Here is a 15,573-nt window from a genome sequence, read left to right on the forward strand (position 1 = left end):
CGCGTCGTGCGTCGCATCGGGGAGGAGAGATGCCGGACGATTCCAGCGCGCCGCGTGCGTCGGCCGTACCGCGTGGCGCGACCGAGCGGGCATTCCTCTCCGTCGTGCAACGCCAGGGCCCGATCGCGGCCGGGGGGGTGGCGCGCAGCCTCGGCCTGTCGGCGCAGGCGGCGAGCGTGCTAAGCCGCGCGCTCGAGGCCGACGGGCTCATCCTGCGCGGCGCCCCGGTCCGGGGCCGCGTCGGCAAGCCGTCGATCCCGCTGACGCTCGCGCCGGACGGCCTGTTCTCGCTCGGCCTCCGGATTGGCCGGCGGCGGGCGGATCTCGTGCTGATGGATTTCGTCGGCGGCGTCCGTGGAACCGAGACGCTGTCCTATGCCTGGCCCACCCCGTCGGGCATCGAGACCTTCGTGGGCGGGGCCGCTCCGCGTCTGACGGGCATGCTGGCGCAAGGGGCGCGGATCGCGGGGCTCGGCATCGCGGCGCCGTTCGAGCTGTGGAACTGGCTGGACCAGCTTGGCGCGCCGCGGGCGGAGATGGAGGTCTGGCGCGACGCCGACCTCGCCGCGCGGATGGCCGCGATCACCGGCCTGCCGGTCACCGAGGGCAACGACGCGACGCTCGCCTGCTGTGGCGAGCAGGTCTTCGGGCGGGGCAGGGAGCTGGCGAACTTCGCGTATTTCTTCGTCGGCGCCTTCGTCGGCGGTGGCATCGTGCTCGACGGCCGGCTGTTCGAGGGGGCCGACGGCAATGCCGGGGCCTTCGGCTCGCTGCCCGTCGAGCGGGAAGGGCGTCTCGGACACCAGCTCATCGACCACGCCTCGATCTACCTGCTGGAACGTCGTCTCGTGGAGGCCGGACGGATCGGGCGGAACGACGACCTCGCAGGAATGGACTGGACCGGCTTCAACGGGATCCTCGGCGATTGGCTCGACCGGACCGCCCGGCATCTGGCCTCCGCCGCGATCTCCGTCACCGCGGTGCTTGCCGTGCCGACGATCGTCCTCGACGGCAGCTTCCCCCCGGAGATCCGCACGCGCCTCGCGGATCTGGTCGCGAAGCGCCTGCGCCGGATGGAGACGCGCGGCCTCACGCCGCCGGAGGTGATCGAAGGCAGTCTCGGCCGGATGGCCGGCGCGCTTGGCTCGGCCTACCAGCCCATCGTGCGCGGCTACCTCATGCCCGAGGCCGGCGCGCGCCCCGCGATCCAGCGCAGCGCCGCGCGGTAGCCCTCGGTCCCGAGCCCGGCGATCACCGCGTCGGCCCGGGCGGACACATAGGAATGATGGCGGAACGCCTCCCGGCGGTGGATGTTGGAGATGTGCACCTCCACCACCGGCCCCTCGTAGGTATTGAGCGCGTCGAGGATGGCGATCGAGGTGTGGCTGTAGGCCCCGGGGTTGATGACGATGCCGTCCGCCGCGCCGCGCGCTTCCTGTATCCAGTCGACGAGCTGCCCTTCGTGGTTCGACTGCCGGAACGTGATCGCGGCGAGGTCGAGCGCCCGGCAGGACGCCTCGACATCGGCCAGCGTCTCGCGGCCGTAGATCTCCGGCTGCCGCTGCCCGAGCAGGTTCAGGTTCGGACCGTTGAGGATGGTGATCTCGGCCATGCGTGCCTCCCGACGTCGCTCCCCGCCTAGCGCGCGGTCCGGCCTCGGACCAGCCCCGCCCCTACATCTTTGCTTCCAAAATATCCCCGCCGGAGGCTCCGACGTCCGCTCCGGGTGCCCGCCCTTGCGGAACGAAGAAGGGCGCCCGAAGGCGCCCTCCCTGCCGCGGAGCATGGCTCAGCAGCTGTAGTACATCTGGTATTCGATCGGATGCGGCGTGTGCTCGTAGGCATGCACCTCGCCCCATTTCAGCTCCGTGTAGCCCAGGATCTGGTCGCGGGTGAACACGTCGCCGGCCAGCAGGAACTCGTGGTCCTTCTCCAGCTCGTCGAGCGCCTCGCGCAGGGAGCCGCAGACCGTCGGAATCGAGGCCAGTTCCTCCGGCGGCAGGTCGTAGAGATCCTTGTCGGACGGGTCGCCCGGATGGATCTTGTTCTTGATCCCGTCGAGCCCGGCCATCAGCAGCGCCGCGAAGGCGAGGTAGGGGTTCGCTGACGGGTCGGGGAAGCGGGCCTCGACGCGCTTGGCCTTCGGGGATTCCGTCCACGGGATGCGGACGCAGCCGGAGCGGTTGCGCGCGGAATAGGCGCGCAGGACGGGCGCCTCGAAGCCCGGGATCAGGCGCTTGTAGCTGTTGGTCGCGGGGTTGGTGAAGGCGTTGAGCGCCTTGGCGTGCTTCAGGATGCCGCCGATGAAGTACAGCGCCTCCATCGACAGGTCGGCGTACTGGTCGCCCGCGAAGAGCGGCTTGCCGTCCTTCCAGATCGACATGTTGACGTGCATCCCGGTGCCGTTGTCGCCCGCGATGGGCTTCGGCATGAAGGTGGCCGACTTGCCGTAGGCGTGCGCCACGTTGTGGATCACGTACTTGTACTTCTGGATCTCGTCGGCCTGCTTGGTGAGCGTGCCGAAGATCAGGCCCAGCTCGTGCTGGCAGGAGGCGACCTCGTGGTGGTGCTTGTCGACCTTCATGCCGATACGCTTCATCGTCGACAGCATCTCGGAACGGAGGTCCTGCGCCGCGTCGGTCGGGTTGACCGGGAAGTAGCCGCCCTTGACGCCGGGCCGGTGGCCCATGTTGCCCATCTCGTATTCGGTGCCGGTGTTCCAGGATGCGTCGGCCGCATCCACCTCGAAGCCCACCTTGTTCATGCTGTTGGAGAACCGGACGTCGTCGAACAGGAAGAACTCGGCCTCGGGGCCGAAGAAGGCGCTGTCGCCGATGCCGGACGCCTTGAGGTAGGCCTCGGCCTTTTCGGCGGTCGCGCGCGGATCGCGGTCGTAGGCCTCGCCGGTATCGGGCTCGGAGACGGAGCAATGCACGCAGAGCGTCTTCTCGGCGTAGAACGGATCGATGTAGCAGCTTTCCGTGTCGGGCATCAGCTTCATGTCGGACTGATCGATCGACTTCCAGCCGGCGATCGACGAGCCGTCGAACATGAAGCCTTCCTCGAGGAAGTCCTCGTCGACCTGATCGGCCATCACCGTCACGTGCTGCAGCTTGCCGCGCGGATCGGTGAAGCGGATGTCGACATATTCGACCTCCTCGTCCTTCATCAGCTTGAGAACGTCGCTGTTGCTCATGGTATTCCCCTCGTATTCCCTATCGTAAGATTTGCGGTCAGATGGCGTCGTCGCCGGCTTCCCCGGTGCGGATGCGGATCGCCTGGTCGACGGGCGAGACGAAGATTTTGCCGTCGCCGATCTTGTCGGTGCGGGCCGCGGCGACGATCGCGTCGACCGCCGTCTCGACCTGATCGTCGGACAGGACGACCTCGACCTTCACCTTGGGCAGGAAGTCCACGACGTATTCGGCGCCGCGATAGAGCTCCGTGTGGCCCTTCTGGCGGCCGAACCCCTTCACCTCGGTGACCGACAGGCCCTGGATGCCGATTTCCTGCAGGGCTTCCTTCACCTCGTCCAGTTTGAACGGCTTGATGATGGCCTCGATCTTTTTCATGTCTCGCTTACCTCCGGACCGTCCCGAGGCTGTTTGCAGTCTGGACCTGCGGTCACAATCGCCTAGCCTGCCACTGCATCCGGGAGCGGCAGGGAATCTGGCCGCGGGATCAGGAATTAGGCGACGTGATCAATAATTGGGCAGATGGCGAACGCTTGCCTCCGACGGCTTTGACGGCCCGACAGATGCGGGACGTCGAGGACGCCGCGCTGGCAGGCGGGGCGACGGGTCGCGACCTCATGGCGCGTGCGGGGCAGGGCGCGGTCGAGGCGATTCTCGCGCATTGGCCCGATCTCGCCGCCGCGCCGGGTCGGGCGCTCGTGCTCTGCGGGCCGGGAAACAACGGCGGCGACGGTTTCGTCGTGTCGGGCCTGCTGCGCGACCGCGGCTGGGACGTCGAGGTCTTCCTCTACGGCGAGCCCGATGCCTTGCCGCCCGATGCACGGGTAAACTGCCAGGAATGGTCGCGGTCGGGGCATGTCCGGCCGCTGACGACGGCGACATGGTCGCAGGCCGCGCCACTTCCACCCGCCGATCTGATCGTCGACGCGCTGTTCGGGATCGGCCTGTCGCGTCCCGTCGACCTGCCGCTCGGCGCAGTGCCGACGGGCCGCGTCGTCGCGCTCGACATGCCGTCGGGGCTTTGCTCGAATAGCGGCCGGCCCGTCGGGACAGCGGTGATCCGCGCCGATCTGACATTGTCCTTCCACGCGCCGAAGCGGGGCCATTTCCTTGCAGACGGGCCGGCACATTGCGGGGCGTTGCGTATCGTCGGTATCGGCCTCGGCGACGCGATGCCCGACGCGGCGACGCGACTGATCGACCGGCCGTCGGGGTGGGACAAGCGCGCGGGCCACAAATACGAACACGGTCACGCGCTGGTCCTGACCGGCGGGATGGCGCGGACCGGGGCGGCGCGGATGTCGGCCCGTGCGGCCTTGCGGATCGGCGCCGGGCTGGTGACCCTCGCCGTGCCGGGGGCGGCGATGATGGAATGCGCGGCGCAGGTGAGCGCTTTGATGGTGAAGCGCTGCGACGATGCCGCGGCGCTCGGCGCGATGCTGGAGGACGACCGGCTCAACGCGCTCTGCCTCGGACCGGGCCTCGGCACCGACGACCGGGCTACGGCGCTCGTCGCGACGGTGCTGGAAAGCGGGCGCGCCGCGGTATTCGATGCCGACGCGCTCACCCTGATTGCCGGGTCGGACGCGTTGCGCGGCCGTCTTCACGATGGCTGCGTGCTGACGCCGCATGCCGGCGAGTTCGCGCGGCTGTTTCCCGACATCGCGAGGCGCTTGCAGGGCGAGGTCGCGACGGGTCCGGCCTATTCGAAGGTCGACGCGGTGCGCGATGCGGCCGACGCCGCCGGCGCCACGATACTTCTGAAGGGGCCGGACACGGTGATCGCGGCGCCGGACGGGCGAACGGCCATCAATCCGGCGGTCTACGAGCGGGCCGTGCCGTGGCTCGCCACCGCCGGGGCGGGCGACGTGCTGGCGGGGATGATCGCAGGGCTTCTGGCGCGGGGCCTTGCGCCGTTCGACGCGGCCGGGCTGGGGGCCTGGCTGCATGTCGAGGCGGCGCGGTCCTTCGGTCCCGGCCTCATCGCGGAGGATCTGCCGGAGGCGCTGCCGCGGGTCTTCGCCCGTCTGGCCGGCGAACGTGACGGTCCGTCCGCCGGGATGCCGTAGGTCTTTCTGTCGTCGCGGCGCGGTGCTAGGAGCGGCGACGGAGCGGGTGTGGCGGAACTGGTAGACGCACCAGATTTAGGTTCTGGCGCCGCGAGGCGTGGGGGTTCGAGTCCCTTCACCCGCACCAATCCCGGCCCCCGGCCGGAGAGGGAGGGGGCATGCGGGACGAACTCATCGACATCTTCGCGGCCGGGTTGCGCCGGGCCGATCCGGGCCCGGCCGTAACGGAGGCGTTGTCCGAAGCAGCTGCGCCCAGCGTGATCGTCGCGCTCGGCAAGGCCTCCGTTGCGATGGCCCGCGCCGCTTACGACCGGTTCCCCGGCACACCCTGCCTCGTCGTCACCAACGCGGAGAATGCAAGCGATCTGCCGAACGCGCGTGTCATGGTCGGCGAGCACCCCGTGCCCGGCCCCGGTTCCGCCGCGGCAGGGGAGGCCGCACTGGCGCAGGTCGCGGAACTCGGGGTCGAGGACCGTGTGCTCGCGCTGATCTCGGGTGGAGCCTCGGCCCTCGCGGTGGCACCGGTCGAGGGGGTGACGCTCGCCGACAAGGCCGCGGTGTCGCGCCTGCTGCTCGCCTCCGGGCTCGACATCACCGCGATGAACCTCGTGCGCCAGAATCTGAGCCGTCTGAAGGGCGGCGGGCTCGCACGGGCAGCGGCGCCTGCGACGGTCGAGACGCTGATCCTGTCGGACGTGGTGGGCGACGACCTTTCCGTGATCGCGTCCGGCCCGACCGTGCCGCCGGCCGGGGGGCCGGGAGCGGCGCGTGCCCTGCTCGAGGCGGAAGGCCTGTGGGACAAGGTGCCCGCAAGCTGCCGGGCGGCGCTCGCGCGGCCGGGGCCGGATGCGACACCGCAGGGACCTGTCCGGCTCGTCGGGTCGAACCGGCTCTCGGCGGAGGCGATGCTGGCCGCAGCGCCCGGTGCCAAGCTCGAGGAGGCGCCCCTGACGGGCGATGTGCGCGAGGCGGCCGAGCGCGTCGCTGCGGCGGCACGTCGCGGCGTGGGGATGACGCTCTGGGGCGGGGAGACGACGGTGCGGCTGCGCGGGCAGGGGCGGGGCGGGCGGAATCAGGAGCTGGCGCTGCGCGTGGCGCTCGCGCTGCGCGATCTCGACCGGCCCTGGGCGTTCCTGTCGGGCGGCACGGACGGGCGCGACGGGCCGACCGATGCGGCGGGTGGGCTGGTCGACGACGGCACGCTAGGGCGAATCGCGGCGGCGGGGCTCGACGCGGAGGCGCTGCTGGCCGAGAACGACAGCTATCCCGCGCTCGGGGCGGCGGGGGACCTGCTGATGACCGGCGGGACGGGGACGAACGTGGCGGATTTGCAGATTCTGAGGGTCGGGTGATGCGGACGTTCGCCCTCGTCGCTCTGGCGCTTCTGCTAGCGGGGATCGCCTATGTCCGACTTGCGCCGATGCGGACGTCGGACTGGCACGTCGCGCCGGATGCCGACCGACGGACGGGAAAGCCGAACGACTACCTCGTCGCCGAAGACGGGGACCGGGCTGCGGTGCTGCGGCCGGAGGCGCCGGCCGACCTCCTTTCGAAGATCGACCTGATCGCCCTGTCGGAGCCGCGCACGATCCGTCTGGCCGGGACGCCGCATGACCGCTTCGCCACCTATGTCCAGCGCTCCCTGCTGATGGGCTACCCGGACGCGATCTCGGTCCGGGCGGAACCGGAGGGCACGGGCAGCCGACTCACGATCTGGAGCCGGTCGCGCTTCGGGCACGGCGATCTGGGCGTGAACCGCAAGCGTGTCGAGCGCTGGCTGGAGAAGCTCGACGATCCGGAGATGTAGGGAAGTGCAGGCTTCTGTTGCCAGGTGCCTGCGAACCCCGCCTTACGCCGCTAAGCGCAAGGACTTAACTTTTCGATAGTTCCGGTCGCTTACGCGGCCATTGCCATCGGAGCACGGTTGTTATTGGCAACTGTACATTTTGAACCGATAACGGTGGTATCTCACCGGGCAAAAGCTAACCCCTTTAGACGTCCGTCGATCCTGTTTCGACCCCATGCTCCGCCAATAACGGAAGGTTGGTGGAGTCGCCGGGTACCGCCCCCGGGTCCGAACCGCGTATTACGAGCGCGTTTATCGCCATAGTCTTCCGAAGAAGACGATCTGAAGATAGACGAGGCGGGGCAGCGTTTCAACCCTTTCGGGCGGGCCGCTCGACCTCGCAATGTCGCTCGGTATCCATCGTCCTTCTCCCGTCCCTGCAGACAGATGCGAAGTGTCGCGAATGTCGCAGAGGCCCGCAGGAACCCGGGCCGATCGCCCGGGTTTGGCCGCACCCCGTCTGCAAATGGAGGAACACACGATGTTGAGACGACAGATGCTCGGTGCCGGCGCCGCCCTCGCGGTTGCGCCGCTGATGATCTCCCGCGCCGTCGCGCAGGATCTCGCACCCGCAAAGCAGCCGATGATCGCGCTCGGAACCTATTCCAAGCTGACGAGCCAGGTCGCGCAGGAGCGTTCGGGTGCGACCCCGGTCCAGACCTTCGCCGGACTGGAGGTTGCCGAGCAGAACGCCATTGCCGAAGCCTTCGGGGCCGCTGATTCGCCGCCTTTGCTGACGCAGGAGCAGAGCGACAAGCTAGAGTTGCTGCGCGCCGCCGACGACGCGTCCTTCGACATGATGTATGTCGATGGGCAGATCGAAGCGCACGAGCAGGGCCTTGCCATTGCTCAGGACTATTCCACGTCGGGCGATGACCCGATGGCGCAGGGCGCGGCAATGATCGCTGTGCCCAGCATCGAGACGCATCTGGTGATGCTGCGCAGCATCCGCGCTTCGATGGCCTGATCCCGGCCGGGCCGCCGGTCGTTCCGGCGGCCCTCCCGCGGGGTCAGAACCCCGCCTTGATCCGCTCGAACGCCTCCGCCTGCCGTTGGCGGAGTTGCCCGTCCATTGGCAGCTGCGCGAGGACCGGCGCGTCGATCTGGCCCAGCCCGGACGCTTCCAGCGCCGCCTCCCCCTGATCCTGCATCGCCACTTCGTTGGATTGGCCGAAGCCCGATGCGAGAAGCGGCTCGGTCGCGGAGGGGTCGAGCATCGCGTTCATGTAGTCGTAGGCCAGATCCTCGTCGCTGTCTGATTGCGCCATGTTGACGTAGCCGCAGAGCCAGAGCGACGAGCCTTCCTCGGCCTCGCGCTGGAAGCCGATCGGGAAGCCCTCGTCGGACATCGTCGGCAGCGTTTCGTTCCAGGCCCAGGAGATCAGGACCTCGCCCGAGGAGAGAAGCTGCGCCAGTTCCGCCGGGTCGGTCCAGTAGGTGCGCAGGTTCGGATGCACCTGCCGCAGCCAGTCACTTGCCGCCTCGAACTCCGCGTCGGTGACGTTCGACCAATCGGTGACGCCGGTGGCGAGATAGGCGAGCGCATAGGCGTCGTCGACGTTGTCAGGCAGTGTCATTCGGCCCTGGTAGGCGGGGTTCAGGAACACGTCGAGCGAGGCCACGTCCTCCGCGGGCACCTCCTCGGTGTTGTAAGCGATGGCGGTGGAGCCGTAATCGGTCGGGACGAAATAGACCTCCTCGCCCGCGCCGACCGCCTCGCCGGTCAGGTCGCGGTTGAGGTTCTCCCAGTTCGGGATGCGCGACAGGTCCCACGGCTCGACGAGGCCGGATTCCTCGAACTTGGTGACGGAGCCCGCGCAGATATGCGTGACGTCGGCACGGAAGCCGGAGGAGAGCTTCTGGAACGCCTCCTCCTCGTCGCCGAAGAAGGCGAAGTCGGGGCTTGCACCGTGTTCCTCGATATAGGCGGCATGGAACTCCGGATCCTCGAAGCCGGCATAGTCGAACACGGTCATCTGAGCGGCGGCGGGCAGCGCGGTGGCGGTCGCGGCGCCGGCGAGCAGAAGGGCGCGTAGGGTCATTCGGTCGTCTCCCAATGGACTGTTTTGCTGCCGACGTTAGGGCGCCGGCCGGGCGACGTCCAGCGGAGCCGGGAAGGCGATCGTCGGCGCGACACCTATGGATCCGCCGCGCCGCCGCTATACCTCACGCATGAATCCGGCATGGCCGGCACAGGACTTGCGACGGTTGACCATTGCACGTCGGGATGCGCCGATGGGCGGGACAGCGAGCGAGGGGATGACGCGATGAGCTTCAAGGCACTGCTGGTCGAGAAGACCGAAGACGGAGCGCAGGCTTCGGTGCAGGAGATCGACGAGAGCCGCCTGCCGGAAGGCGACGTCACTGTGGCGGTCGAATACTCGACGGTGAACTACAAGGACGGGCTCTGCATCGGACCGGGCGGTGGGCTGGTGCGGACCTATCCGCACGTGCCCGGTATCGACTTCGCCGGCACCGTCGAGGCCTCCGACGACGACCGCTACAAGCCCGGCGACAAGGTCGTCCTCACCGGCTGGCGCGTGGGCGAGGCGCATTGGGGCGGATACGCGCAAAAGGCGCGGGTGAAGGCGGACTGGCTCGTCCCGCTGCCCGACGGGCTGGACACGCGGCAGGCGATGGCGGTCGGGACGGCGGGCTTCACCGCGATGCTCGCCGTGCAGGCGCTGGAGGATCACGGGCTGAAGACGGGTCCGATCCTCGTGACCGGCGCGGCGGGCGGCGTGGGATCCGTCGCCGTCGCGCTTCTCGCCGCGATGGGGCGCGAGGTGGCGGCGGTGACCGGGCGGCCGGAGCAGGCGGAATACCTGCAGGGCCTCGGCGCGTCCCGGATCGTTCCGCGCGAGGACCTGGCCGAGACGGTCAAGCGCCCGCTCGAGAGCGAGAGCTGGGGCGGCTGCGTCGACGCGGTGGGCGGTGCGATGCTGGCGCGGGTGCTCGGGCAGATGGAATACGGCGCCTCGGCAGCCGCCGTGGGTCTCGCCGGCGGCGCGGACCTCCCGGCGAAGGTTATCCCGTTCCTGCTCCGGGCGGTGAACCTGCTCGGCATCGACTCCGTCCTGCAGCCCTACGAGAACCGGGTCCGCGCCTGGCACCGGATCGCGGACCTTCTGCCGATGGAGAAGCTCGAAGCCATGGTCGTGCCGGCGACGCTGGAGGACCTGCCGAAGCTCGGCGCGGACATCCTCCAGGGCCGCGTGCGGGGGCGGGTCGTGGTCGATCTGCGCGGCTGACGGACCCGGGGGCTGTGCCGAACGGGCGACAGAGTTGCCCGGAGGCCGCTTCCGGACTGGCCAATGATGACTTTAACGTTAATGTGGCCATCAGATCCGGCAACGATGCGTCCCGACCGGAGACGAACGTTGCGCGATTTCTACAAAGAAAGCGACGGGGGCGAAGATGACAGACACGACAGGCCAGGGCATACCCGCCCCCGACGGAGAGGCCGATACGATCGACACGGCCTACAATGTCGGCCAGGACAATATCGACGGACGTGTCGGGCCGTTCGGCTTCGACATCCACAACCCGGTCTTCGCCATCTCCGCGCTCGTGATCGTCGCGTTCACGTTCTACACGCTCGTCCTGCCCGATCAGGCCACCAATCTCTTCAGCTGGCTCTTCGCTTCGGTGACGCAAGGCTTCGACTGGTTCTTCCTGCTTTCCGCCAACATCTTCGTTCTCTTCTGCCTGCTGCTGATCATCACGCCGATGGGCTCGGTGCGGCTGGGCGGCGTGGCGGCGCGTCCGGATTACGGATACGTCGCGTGGTTCTCGATGCTCTTCGCGGCCGGCATGGGCATCGGCCTGATGTTCTACGGCGTCTCGGAGCCGCTGACGCATTTCTCCACGGCGAACGGCGACCTGTCCTACGGCGTGGCCTATCTCGGCGAGGACGACCCGACCGAGTTCGGCGACGCGATGGGCCTCGTCGCGCCGTCGCCCGAAGCCGTCGAGACGGGACTGGACGGGGCGGGCCTCGGCGACGCGCGCGCCGATTTCGCCGCCGCGACCGCCCGGTCGGACTGGGCGCCGCTCGGCGCGGCGACCGGCAACGAGGTCGAGGCGGTCCGCCTCGGCATGGCGGCGACGATCTTCCACTGGGGCCTGCACCCCTGGGCGATCTACGCGGTCGTCGCGCTGGCGCTGTCGCTGTTCAGCTACAACAAGGGCCTGCCGCTCACGCTGCGCTCGGCCTTCTACCCGCTCTTCGGGGAGCGCATCTGGGGCTGGCCGGGTCACGTCATCGACATTCTTGCGGTCTTCGCGACGCTCTTCGGCCTCGCAACGTCGCTGGGTTTCGGCGCGACGCAGGCGGCGAACGGCCTGACCTACCTGTTCGGATCGGGCGACGCCGCGGAAGGCACACGGACCTTCCTCGGCATGGCCTTCGGCAATACCGAGGAGAGCGGGACGCAGAATTCCGGCGTGCTCCTCGTCCTGCTGATCTCCGTCATCACGGGCGTCGCGCTCATCTCCGTTATTCGCGGCCTCGACGGCGGGGTGAAGGTGCTTTCGGAAATCAACATGGGACTGGCTGTTCTGCTGCTGCTTTTCGTGTTGTTCGTCGGGCCGACCCTCGCTGTCCTCACCGGGTTCGCCGACAGCCTGCTGGCGTACTTCACCTATCTCCCGGCGCTCTCGAACCCGTTCGGGCGCGAGGACGTGAACTTCAGCCAGGGGTGGACGTCGTTCTACTGGGCCTGGTGGATCTCCTGGTCGCCCTTCGTCGGCATGTTCATCGCCCGCGTCAGCCGCGGCCGCACGGTGCGGGAATTCGTGGTCTGCGTCCTGCTGATCCCGTCGCTGGTCTGCGTGCTCTGGATGAGCGTGTTCGGCGGCACGGCGATCCAGCAGGTGCTGATCGACGGCTATACCGGCGCGCAGGATGCCGCGCTGGAACTGCAGCTCTTCAAGATGCTGGAGGAGCTTCCGCTCGCGACCCTGACCTCGCTCATCGGGATCATCCTCGTGATCGTGTTCTTCGTCACCTCGTCGGATTCCGGCTCGCTGGTGATCGACACGATCACCGCCGGTGGCAAGATCGACGCGCCGGTGCCGCAGCGGGTGTTCTGGTGCATCTTCGAGGGCGCGGTGGCGATGGTGCTGCTGCTCTCGGCGAGCGGGCTCGGCGCGCTGCAATCGATGGTGATCTCGACCGGCCTGCCGTTCACGATCGTGCTGCTGCTGATGTGCGTGGCGATCTGGAAGGGCCTCGCCTCGGAGCGCGCGGCGGTGAAAGAGGCGGTCGCGGCCGAATAGGACCTCTCGACGAGATGCCGTGCGGGGGCCTTCGGGCCCCCGTTTTCGTTCAGGGTGCAATCCGGCTTTCTCGCAGCCGCGCCCTGAGCGCCGTCGCCGACCATCCCGCATCGCGGTAGGTGGCGAGACTGCGGGCGTCGTCGCGCTTGGCCAGCCGGCGGCCGGCGGTGTCGCGGACGAGATCGTGGTGGTGATACGTGGGCGAGGGCAGCCCTAGCAGGCTTTGCAGCGCGACATGGATCGGCGTCGCCTCGGCCAGGTCGGCGCCGCGGGTGACGAGGTCGATTCCCTGCGCCGCGTCGTCCACCGTCACGGCGAGGTGGTAGGAGGTGCCGAAGTCGCGCCGGGCCACGACCACGTCGCCGATCGTGTCCGCGAAGGTCCGCGGGTCCATCGTCCGGAACGCGCCCCCCTCGGTCCAGGCGAGATCGTTTACCGCGCGGGCGTCGAGCCGGAGCGCCACCCCCTCGGGCCGGCGCCCGGCGCGCGAGGCGCCGCGGCAGGTGCCGGGATAGACCACGCCGTCGGGCCCGTGGAGCGGCGCGCCCTCCTGAGGGGCGCTGGCGGCGGCGAGGATGTCCCGGCGGTTGCAGGTGCAGGGGAACAGCAGCCCCGCCGACCAGAGCCGGTCCAGCGCGGCACCGTAAGCCGCCATCCGGTCGGACTGTCGCATCACGGGGCCGGTCCAGTCGAGCCCGAGCCAGCAGAGGTCGTCCAGGATCGCCGTCTCCCATTCGGGCTTCGACCGCTGCCTGTCGATATCCTCGATCCTGAGATGCATCTCGCCCAGGTCGTGCGCCACCATCGCGGCCCAGGCATGGCCCAGATGCAGCGGGCCCGTAGGCGACGGCGCGAAGCGGGTGACGGGCATGGCCCTATTCGGCCGCCTGCCGCAGCCCCAGCCAGCCCGTCCAGTCGGCTTTCGCCCGGTCGGTGTACATCTTGTAGCGCGCCGGACGTCCGCGCCGCCCGCCACGTGCCTCGACCGGGGGGAACAGGCCGAAGTTCACGTTCATCGGCTGGAAGGTCCTGGCCTCCGCGCCGCCGGTGATGTGCGTAACGAGCGCACCCATCGCGGTCGTCTGCGGCACCGGCGGCAACGTCTCGCCGTGGATCTCGGCCGCGGCTAGACGGCCCGCGAGCAAGCCCATCGCCGCGCTCTCGACATAGCCCTCGACGCCGGTGATCTGACCGGCGAAGCGGATGTTCGGCCGCGTGCGCAGCCGCATTTCCCCATCGAGCAGCGTCGGCGAGTTGATGAAGGTGTTGCGGTGGATGCCGCCCAGCCGCGCGAACCGGGCTTCCTCCAGACCGGGGATCAGTGCGAAGACAGCCTTTTGCGCGCCGTACTTCATCTTCGTCTGGAAGCCGACGATGTTGTAGAGCGTTCCGAGCGCGTTGTCGCGGCGAAGCTGGACGACGGCATGCGCCTTCACGTCCGGCTGGTGCGGGTTGGTCAGGCCGACGGGCTTCATCGGCCCGTGGCGCAGCGTCTCGCGCCCGCGCTCGGCCATCACCTCGATCGGCAGGCAGCCGTCGAAATAGCCCGCGGTCTCGCCCTCGTGGAACTCCGCAGTTTCGGCAGCGAGAAGGGCGTCGATGAACGCCTCGTAGGTGTCGCGGTCCATCGGACAGTTGATGTAGGCGGTCCGCTCCGCCTCGGTCGCACCCTTGTCGTAGCGCGATTGCCGCCAGGCGCGCGTCATGTCGATGGAGTCCGCGTGCACGATCGGCGCGATGGCGTCGAAGAAGGCGAGCGCGTCCTGCCCGGCCTCGGCGGCGATGGCGGCGGCGAGCTTCGAGCCGGTGAGCGGGCCGGTCGCGACGATCCACCGGCCCTCGCGGGGCAGCGCAGTCACCTCCTCGTCGACCACCTCGATACGCGGATGCGCCCGGATGCGCGCGGTGACGGCTTCGGCGAAGGCGTCCCGGTCCACCGCGAGCGCACCGCCGGCGGGTAGGCGATGCGCGTCGGCCATCGCCATCAGCAGCCCGCCCGCCGCGCGCATCTCCCAGTGCAGGAGGCCCACGGCGTTCTGTTCGTCGTTGTCGGAGCGGAAGGAATTGGAGCAGACCATCTCGGCCAGCGACCCGGTCCGGTGGGCGAAGGTGCCGACGCGCGGCCGCATCTCGTGGATCACGGCGGGGATGCCGGCCTCGGCGGCCTGCCATGCGGCTTCGCAGCCGGCCATGCCGCCGCCGACGATGTGGAGTGTCTCGGTCATGGATGACGGGATACGCGCGGTTGCGCCCGGAGGGAAGCCTAGCCCGACGCCCCGTTCGCGGGCGCGCCGCAGAACCAGTCCACCACCGCGCGCAGGTTGGCGTCGCCGTGCCGCGTTTCGTGATAGGTGATCCAGAGCTCGCTCGAACGCGCGTTGTCCGGCAAATCCGCCACGACGAGCCCGTCCTCCGGCCCGACGAGGAAGTCCGGCAGCATACCGGGCAGGCCGGTGGCACGGATCATTTCCAGGGCCATCGGCATCTCCTCCACCCTGTAGCGCGGCTCCGGATGCGCGCCGTGATAGATCTCGAGTGCCGCGTCCGCGTCGGGATAGCGGTGCGACAGGCCGATCCATTCGCCGTTCAGGACATGATCGCGCCCGTGATAGAGACGTGTGGCGTAATCGCGGAACTTGCGCGCCTTGAGCCGCCCGCCCAGTGGACGCCCGATGCGGACCTGGATGTCGGCCTCGCCGAGCCCCTGGGCATAGACCTTGTCGGTCAGGGTGAGCATGATCTGCGGCAACGTCTCGGCCAGCTCCGCCGTCCGCGGCAGAACGAAATGCGCATGGACGGCGGGCGGTGCCGAGATCTCGATGCCGACGCGGTCGCCGGCCTCACCGCTCCGCAGGTTGCCCAACGCCCCCCGCAGGCGCTGGTCGAGCTCCTCCGCGACCTCGGCAAGCCGGTCGGCCGCGCGCGTGGCCTTGAAGGCCGCGCCCCGCTTCTCGAAAAGCGGCAGACCGAGATCGTGGCTCAGTCGGTCGATGCGACGCGAGACGGTGGCGACGTTGGTGTTCAGATAGCGGGCAGCGGCGGACATCGTTCCGTGCCGCTTCATCGCGAGCACGAATCTGAGGTCGTCCCAATTATCGAGATCCATCGCATTCCCCCGCCGGTCCGCAACTCCACTCCGGCGTCGCCAACAACGCTAGCGGCGACATGGCGAGAATGCCATCCC

14 protein-coding genes, 1 tRNA gene and 1 other RNA gene are annotated in these 15,573 nt (G+C 69.0%); 8 read left to right on the forward strand and 8 right to left on the reverse strand.

Going from position 1 to position 15,573, the window contains the following annotated elements; all coding sequences use genetic code 11:
- The first annotated feature begins 29 nt into the window (after positions 1-29).
- Entirely contained in the window at positions 30-1,229 is a 1,200-nt protein-coding gene (locus Q1A87_RS10500) for an ROK family protein (RefSeq protein WP_299650827.1), read from the forward strand.
- On the opposite strand, the gene aroQ is transcribed toward Q1A87_RS10500, so the two are convergent.
- From aroQ to Q1A87_RS10515, 3 genes are all read right to left on the reverse strand, one after another.
- Positions 1,172-1,612 (reverse strand): type II 3-dehydroquinate dehydratase, encoded by a 441-nt coding sequence (gene aroQ / locus Q1A87_RS10505; RefSeq protein ID WP_299650829.1) that lies wholly within the window; start codon positions 1,610-1,612, stop codon positions 1,172-1,174. The genes Q1A87_RS10500 and aroQ overlap by 58 nt on opposite strands.
- 177 nt (positions 1,613-1,789) lie before the next feature.
- A complete protein-coding gene (gene glnA / locus Q1A87_RS10510; RefSeq protein ID WP_299650832.1) occupies positions 1,790-3,196 on the reverse strand; it encodes a type I glutamate--ammonia ligase in 1,407 nt (468 codons plus the stop codon).
- A 37-nt stretch (positions 3,197-3,233) separates the two neighbouring features.
- Positions 3,234-3,572, reverse strand: a complete 339-nt coding sequence (locus tag Q1A87_RS10515; protein ID WP_299650835.1) for a P-II family nitrogen regulator — start codon at positions 3,570-3,572, stop codon at positions 3,234-3,236.
- Between the two features lie 185 nt (positions 3,573-3,757).
- On the opposite strand from Q1A87_RS10515, the gene Q1A87_RS10520 reads away from it, so the two are divergent.
- The 4 genes from Q1A87_RS10520 (at position 3,758) to Q1A87_RS10535 (ending at position 7,070) form a co-directional block, all read left to right on the forward strand.
- The gene (locus Q1A87_RS10520) at positions 3,758-5,263 is read left to right on the forward strand and encodes an NAD(P)H-hydrate dehydratase (RefSeq protein WP_299650838.1); all 1,506 of its coding nucleotides are present in this window, start codon (positions 3,758-3,760) and stop codon (positions 5,261-5,263) included.
- Between the two features lie 42 nt (positions 5,264-5,305).
- Positions 5,306-5,390: transfer RNA gene (locus Q1A87_RS10525), tRNA-Leu, on the forward strand.
- Positions 5,391-5,421: 31 nt separating this feature from the next.
- Positions 5,422-6,615, forward strand: coding sequence for a DUF4147 domain-containing protein (locus Q1A87_RS10530; protein WP_299650841.1), 1,194 nt, complete (start codon positions 5,422-5,424; stop codon positions 6,613-6,615).
- Positions 6,615-7,070, forward strand: a complete 456-nt coding sequence (locus Q1A87_RS10535; protein WP_299650844.1) for a DUF1499 domain-containing protein — start codon at positions 6,615-6,617, stop codon at positions 7,068-7,070. Before Q1A87_RS10530 ends, Q1A87_RS10535 begins: the two co-directional genes overlap by 1 nt.
- A gap of 3 nt (positions 7,071-7,073) precedes the next feature.
- On the opposite strand, the gene ssrA is transcribed toward Q1A87_RS10535, so the two are convergent.
- Positions 7,074-7,427, reverse strand: a transfer-messenger RNA (tmRNA) gene (gene ssrA, locus Q1A87_RS10540).
- A 163-nt stretch (positions 7,428-7,590) separates the two neighbouring features.
- Between ssrA and Q1A87_RS10545 the strand changes: the two genes are divergently transcribed.
- Positions 7,591-8,076, forward strand: coding sequence for a DUF4142 domain-containing protein (locus tag Q1A87_RS10545; protein WP_299650847.1), 486 nt, complete (start codon positions 7,591-7,593; stop codon positions 8,074-8,076).
- A gap of 43 nt (positions 8,077-8,119) precedes the next feature.
- Here Q1A87_RS10545 and Q1A87_RS10550 read toward each other — a convergent pair whose 3' ends face one another.
- Entirely contained in the window at positions 8,120-9,151 is a 1,032-nt protein-coding gene (locus tag Q1A87_RS10550) for an extracellular solute-binding protein (RefSeq protein WP_299650850.1), read from the reverse strand.
- Between the two features lie 225 nt (positions 9,152-9,376).
- On the opposite strand from Q1A87_RS10550, the gene Q1A87_RS10555 reads away from it, so the two are divergent.
- Both Q1A87_RS10555 and Q1A87_RS10560 read left to right on the forward strand, forming a co-directional pair.
- On the forward strand, positions 9,377-10,360 hold the full coding sequence (locus tag Q1A87_RS10555) for an MDR family oxidoreductase (RefSeq protein ID WP_299650852.1): 984 nt from the start codon (positions 9,377-9,379) through the stop codon (positions 10,358-10,360).
- 166 nt (positions 10,361-10,526) lie between these two features.
- Complete coding sequence (locus Q1A87_RS10560) at positions 10,527-12,389, forward strand: BCCT family transporter (protein ID WP_299650855.1); 1,863 nt, start codon at positions 10,527-10,529, stop codon at positions 12,387-12,389.
- Positions 12,390-12,438: 49 nt separating this feature from the next.
- On the opposite strand, the gene gluQRS is transcribed toward Q1A87_RS10560, so the two are convergent.
- The 3 genes from gluQRS to Q1A87_RS10575 are packed head-to-tail and all read right to left on the reverse strand — an operon-like array spanning position 12,439 to position 15,495.
- Positions 12,439-13,260 carry a tRNA glutamyl-Q(34) synthetase GluQRS gene (gene gluQRS, locus Q1A87_RS10565; RefSeq protein ID WP_299650858.1) on the reverse strand — a complete coding sequence of 274 codons (822 nt, stop codon included), beginning with the start codon at positions 13,258-13,260 and terminating at the stop codon, positions 12,439-12,441.
- A gap of 4 nt (positions 13,261-13,264) precedes the next feature.
- Entirely contained in the window at positions 13,265-14,614 is a 1,350-nt protein-coding gene (gene trmFO / locus Q1A87_RS10570) for a methylenetetrahydrofolate--tRNA-(uracil(54)-C(5))-methyltransferase (FADH(2)-oxidizing) TrmFO (RefSeq protein ID WP_299650861.1), read from the reverse strand.
- 38 nt (positions 14,615-14,652) lie between these two features.
- Positions 14,653-15,495 carry a LysR family transcriptional regulator gene (locus Q1A87_RS10575; RefSeq protein WP_299650865.1) on the reverse strand — a complete coding sequence of 281 codons (843 nt, stop codon included), beginning with the start codon at positions 15,493-15,495 and terminating at the stop codon, positions 14,653-14,655.
- Positions 15,496-15,573 lie beyond the last annotated feature (78 nt).

It is taken from the genome of uncultured Jannaschia sp., from assembly GCF_947494055.1.
Taxonomy (GTDB): Bacteria; Pseudomonadota; Alphaproteobacteria; order Rhodobacterales; family Rhodobacteraceae; genus Jannaschia.

Coding starts and splice junctions, on each gene's coding strand:
- Q1A87_RS10500 (WP_299650827.1), top strand. CDS start 30: ATGCCGGACGATTCCAGCGCGCCGCGTGCGTCGGCCGTACCGCGTGGC.
- aroQ (WP_299650829.1), bottom strand. CDS start 1,612: ATGGCCGAGATCACCATCCTCAACGGTCCGAACCTGAACCTGCTCGGG.
- glnA (WP_299650832.1), bottom strand. CDS start 3,196: ATGAGCAACAGCGACGTTCTCAAGCTGATGAAGGACGAGGAGGTCGAA.
- Q1A87_RS10515 (WP_299650835.1), bottom strand. CDS start 3,572: ATGAAAAAGATCGAGGCCATCATCAAGCCGTTCAAACTGGACGAGGTG.
- Q1A87_RS10520 (WP_299650838.1), top strand. CDS start 3,758: ATGCGGGACGTCGAGGACGCCGCGCTGGCAGGCGGGGCGACGGGTCGC.
- Q1A87_RS10530 (WP_299650841.1), top strand. CDS start 5,422: ATGCGGGACGAACTCATCGACATCTTCGCGGCCGGGTTGCGCCGGGCC.
- Q1A87_RS10535 (WP_299650844.1), top strand. CDS start 6,615: ATGCGGACGTTCGCCCTCGTCGCTCTGGCGCTTCTGCTAGCGGGGATC.
- Q1A87_RS10545 (WP_299650847.1), top strand. CDS start 7,591: ATGTTGAGACGACAGATGCTCGGTGCCGGCGCCGCCCTCGCGGTTGCG.
- Q1A87_RS10550 (WP_299650850.1), bottom strand. CDS start 9,151: ATGACCCTACGCGCCCTTCTGCTCGCCGGCGCCGCGACCGCCACCGCG.
- Q1A87_RS10555 (WP_299650852.1), top strand. CDS start 9,377: ATGAGCTTCAAGGCACTGCTGGTCGAGAAGACCGAAGACGGAGCGCAG.
- Q1A87_RS10560 (WP_299650855.1), top strand. CDS start 10,527: ATGACAGACACGACAGGCCAGGGCATACCCGCCCCCGACGGAGAGGCC.
- gluQRS (WP_299650858.1), bottom strand. CDS start 13,260: ATGCCCGTCACCCGCTTCGCGCCGTCGCCTACGGGCCCGCTGCATCTG.
- trmFO (WP_299650861.1), bottom strand. CDS start 14,614: ATGACCGAGACACTCCACATCGTCGGCGGCGGCATGGCCGGCTGCGAA.
- Q1A87_RS10575 (WP_299650865.1), bottom strand. CDS start 15,495: ATGGATCTCGATAATTGGGACGACCTCAGATTCGTGCTCGCGATGAAG.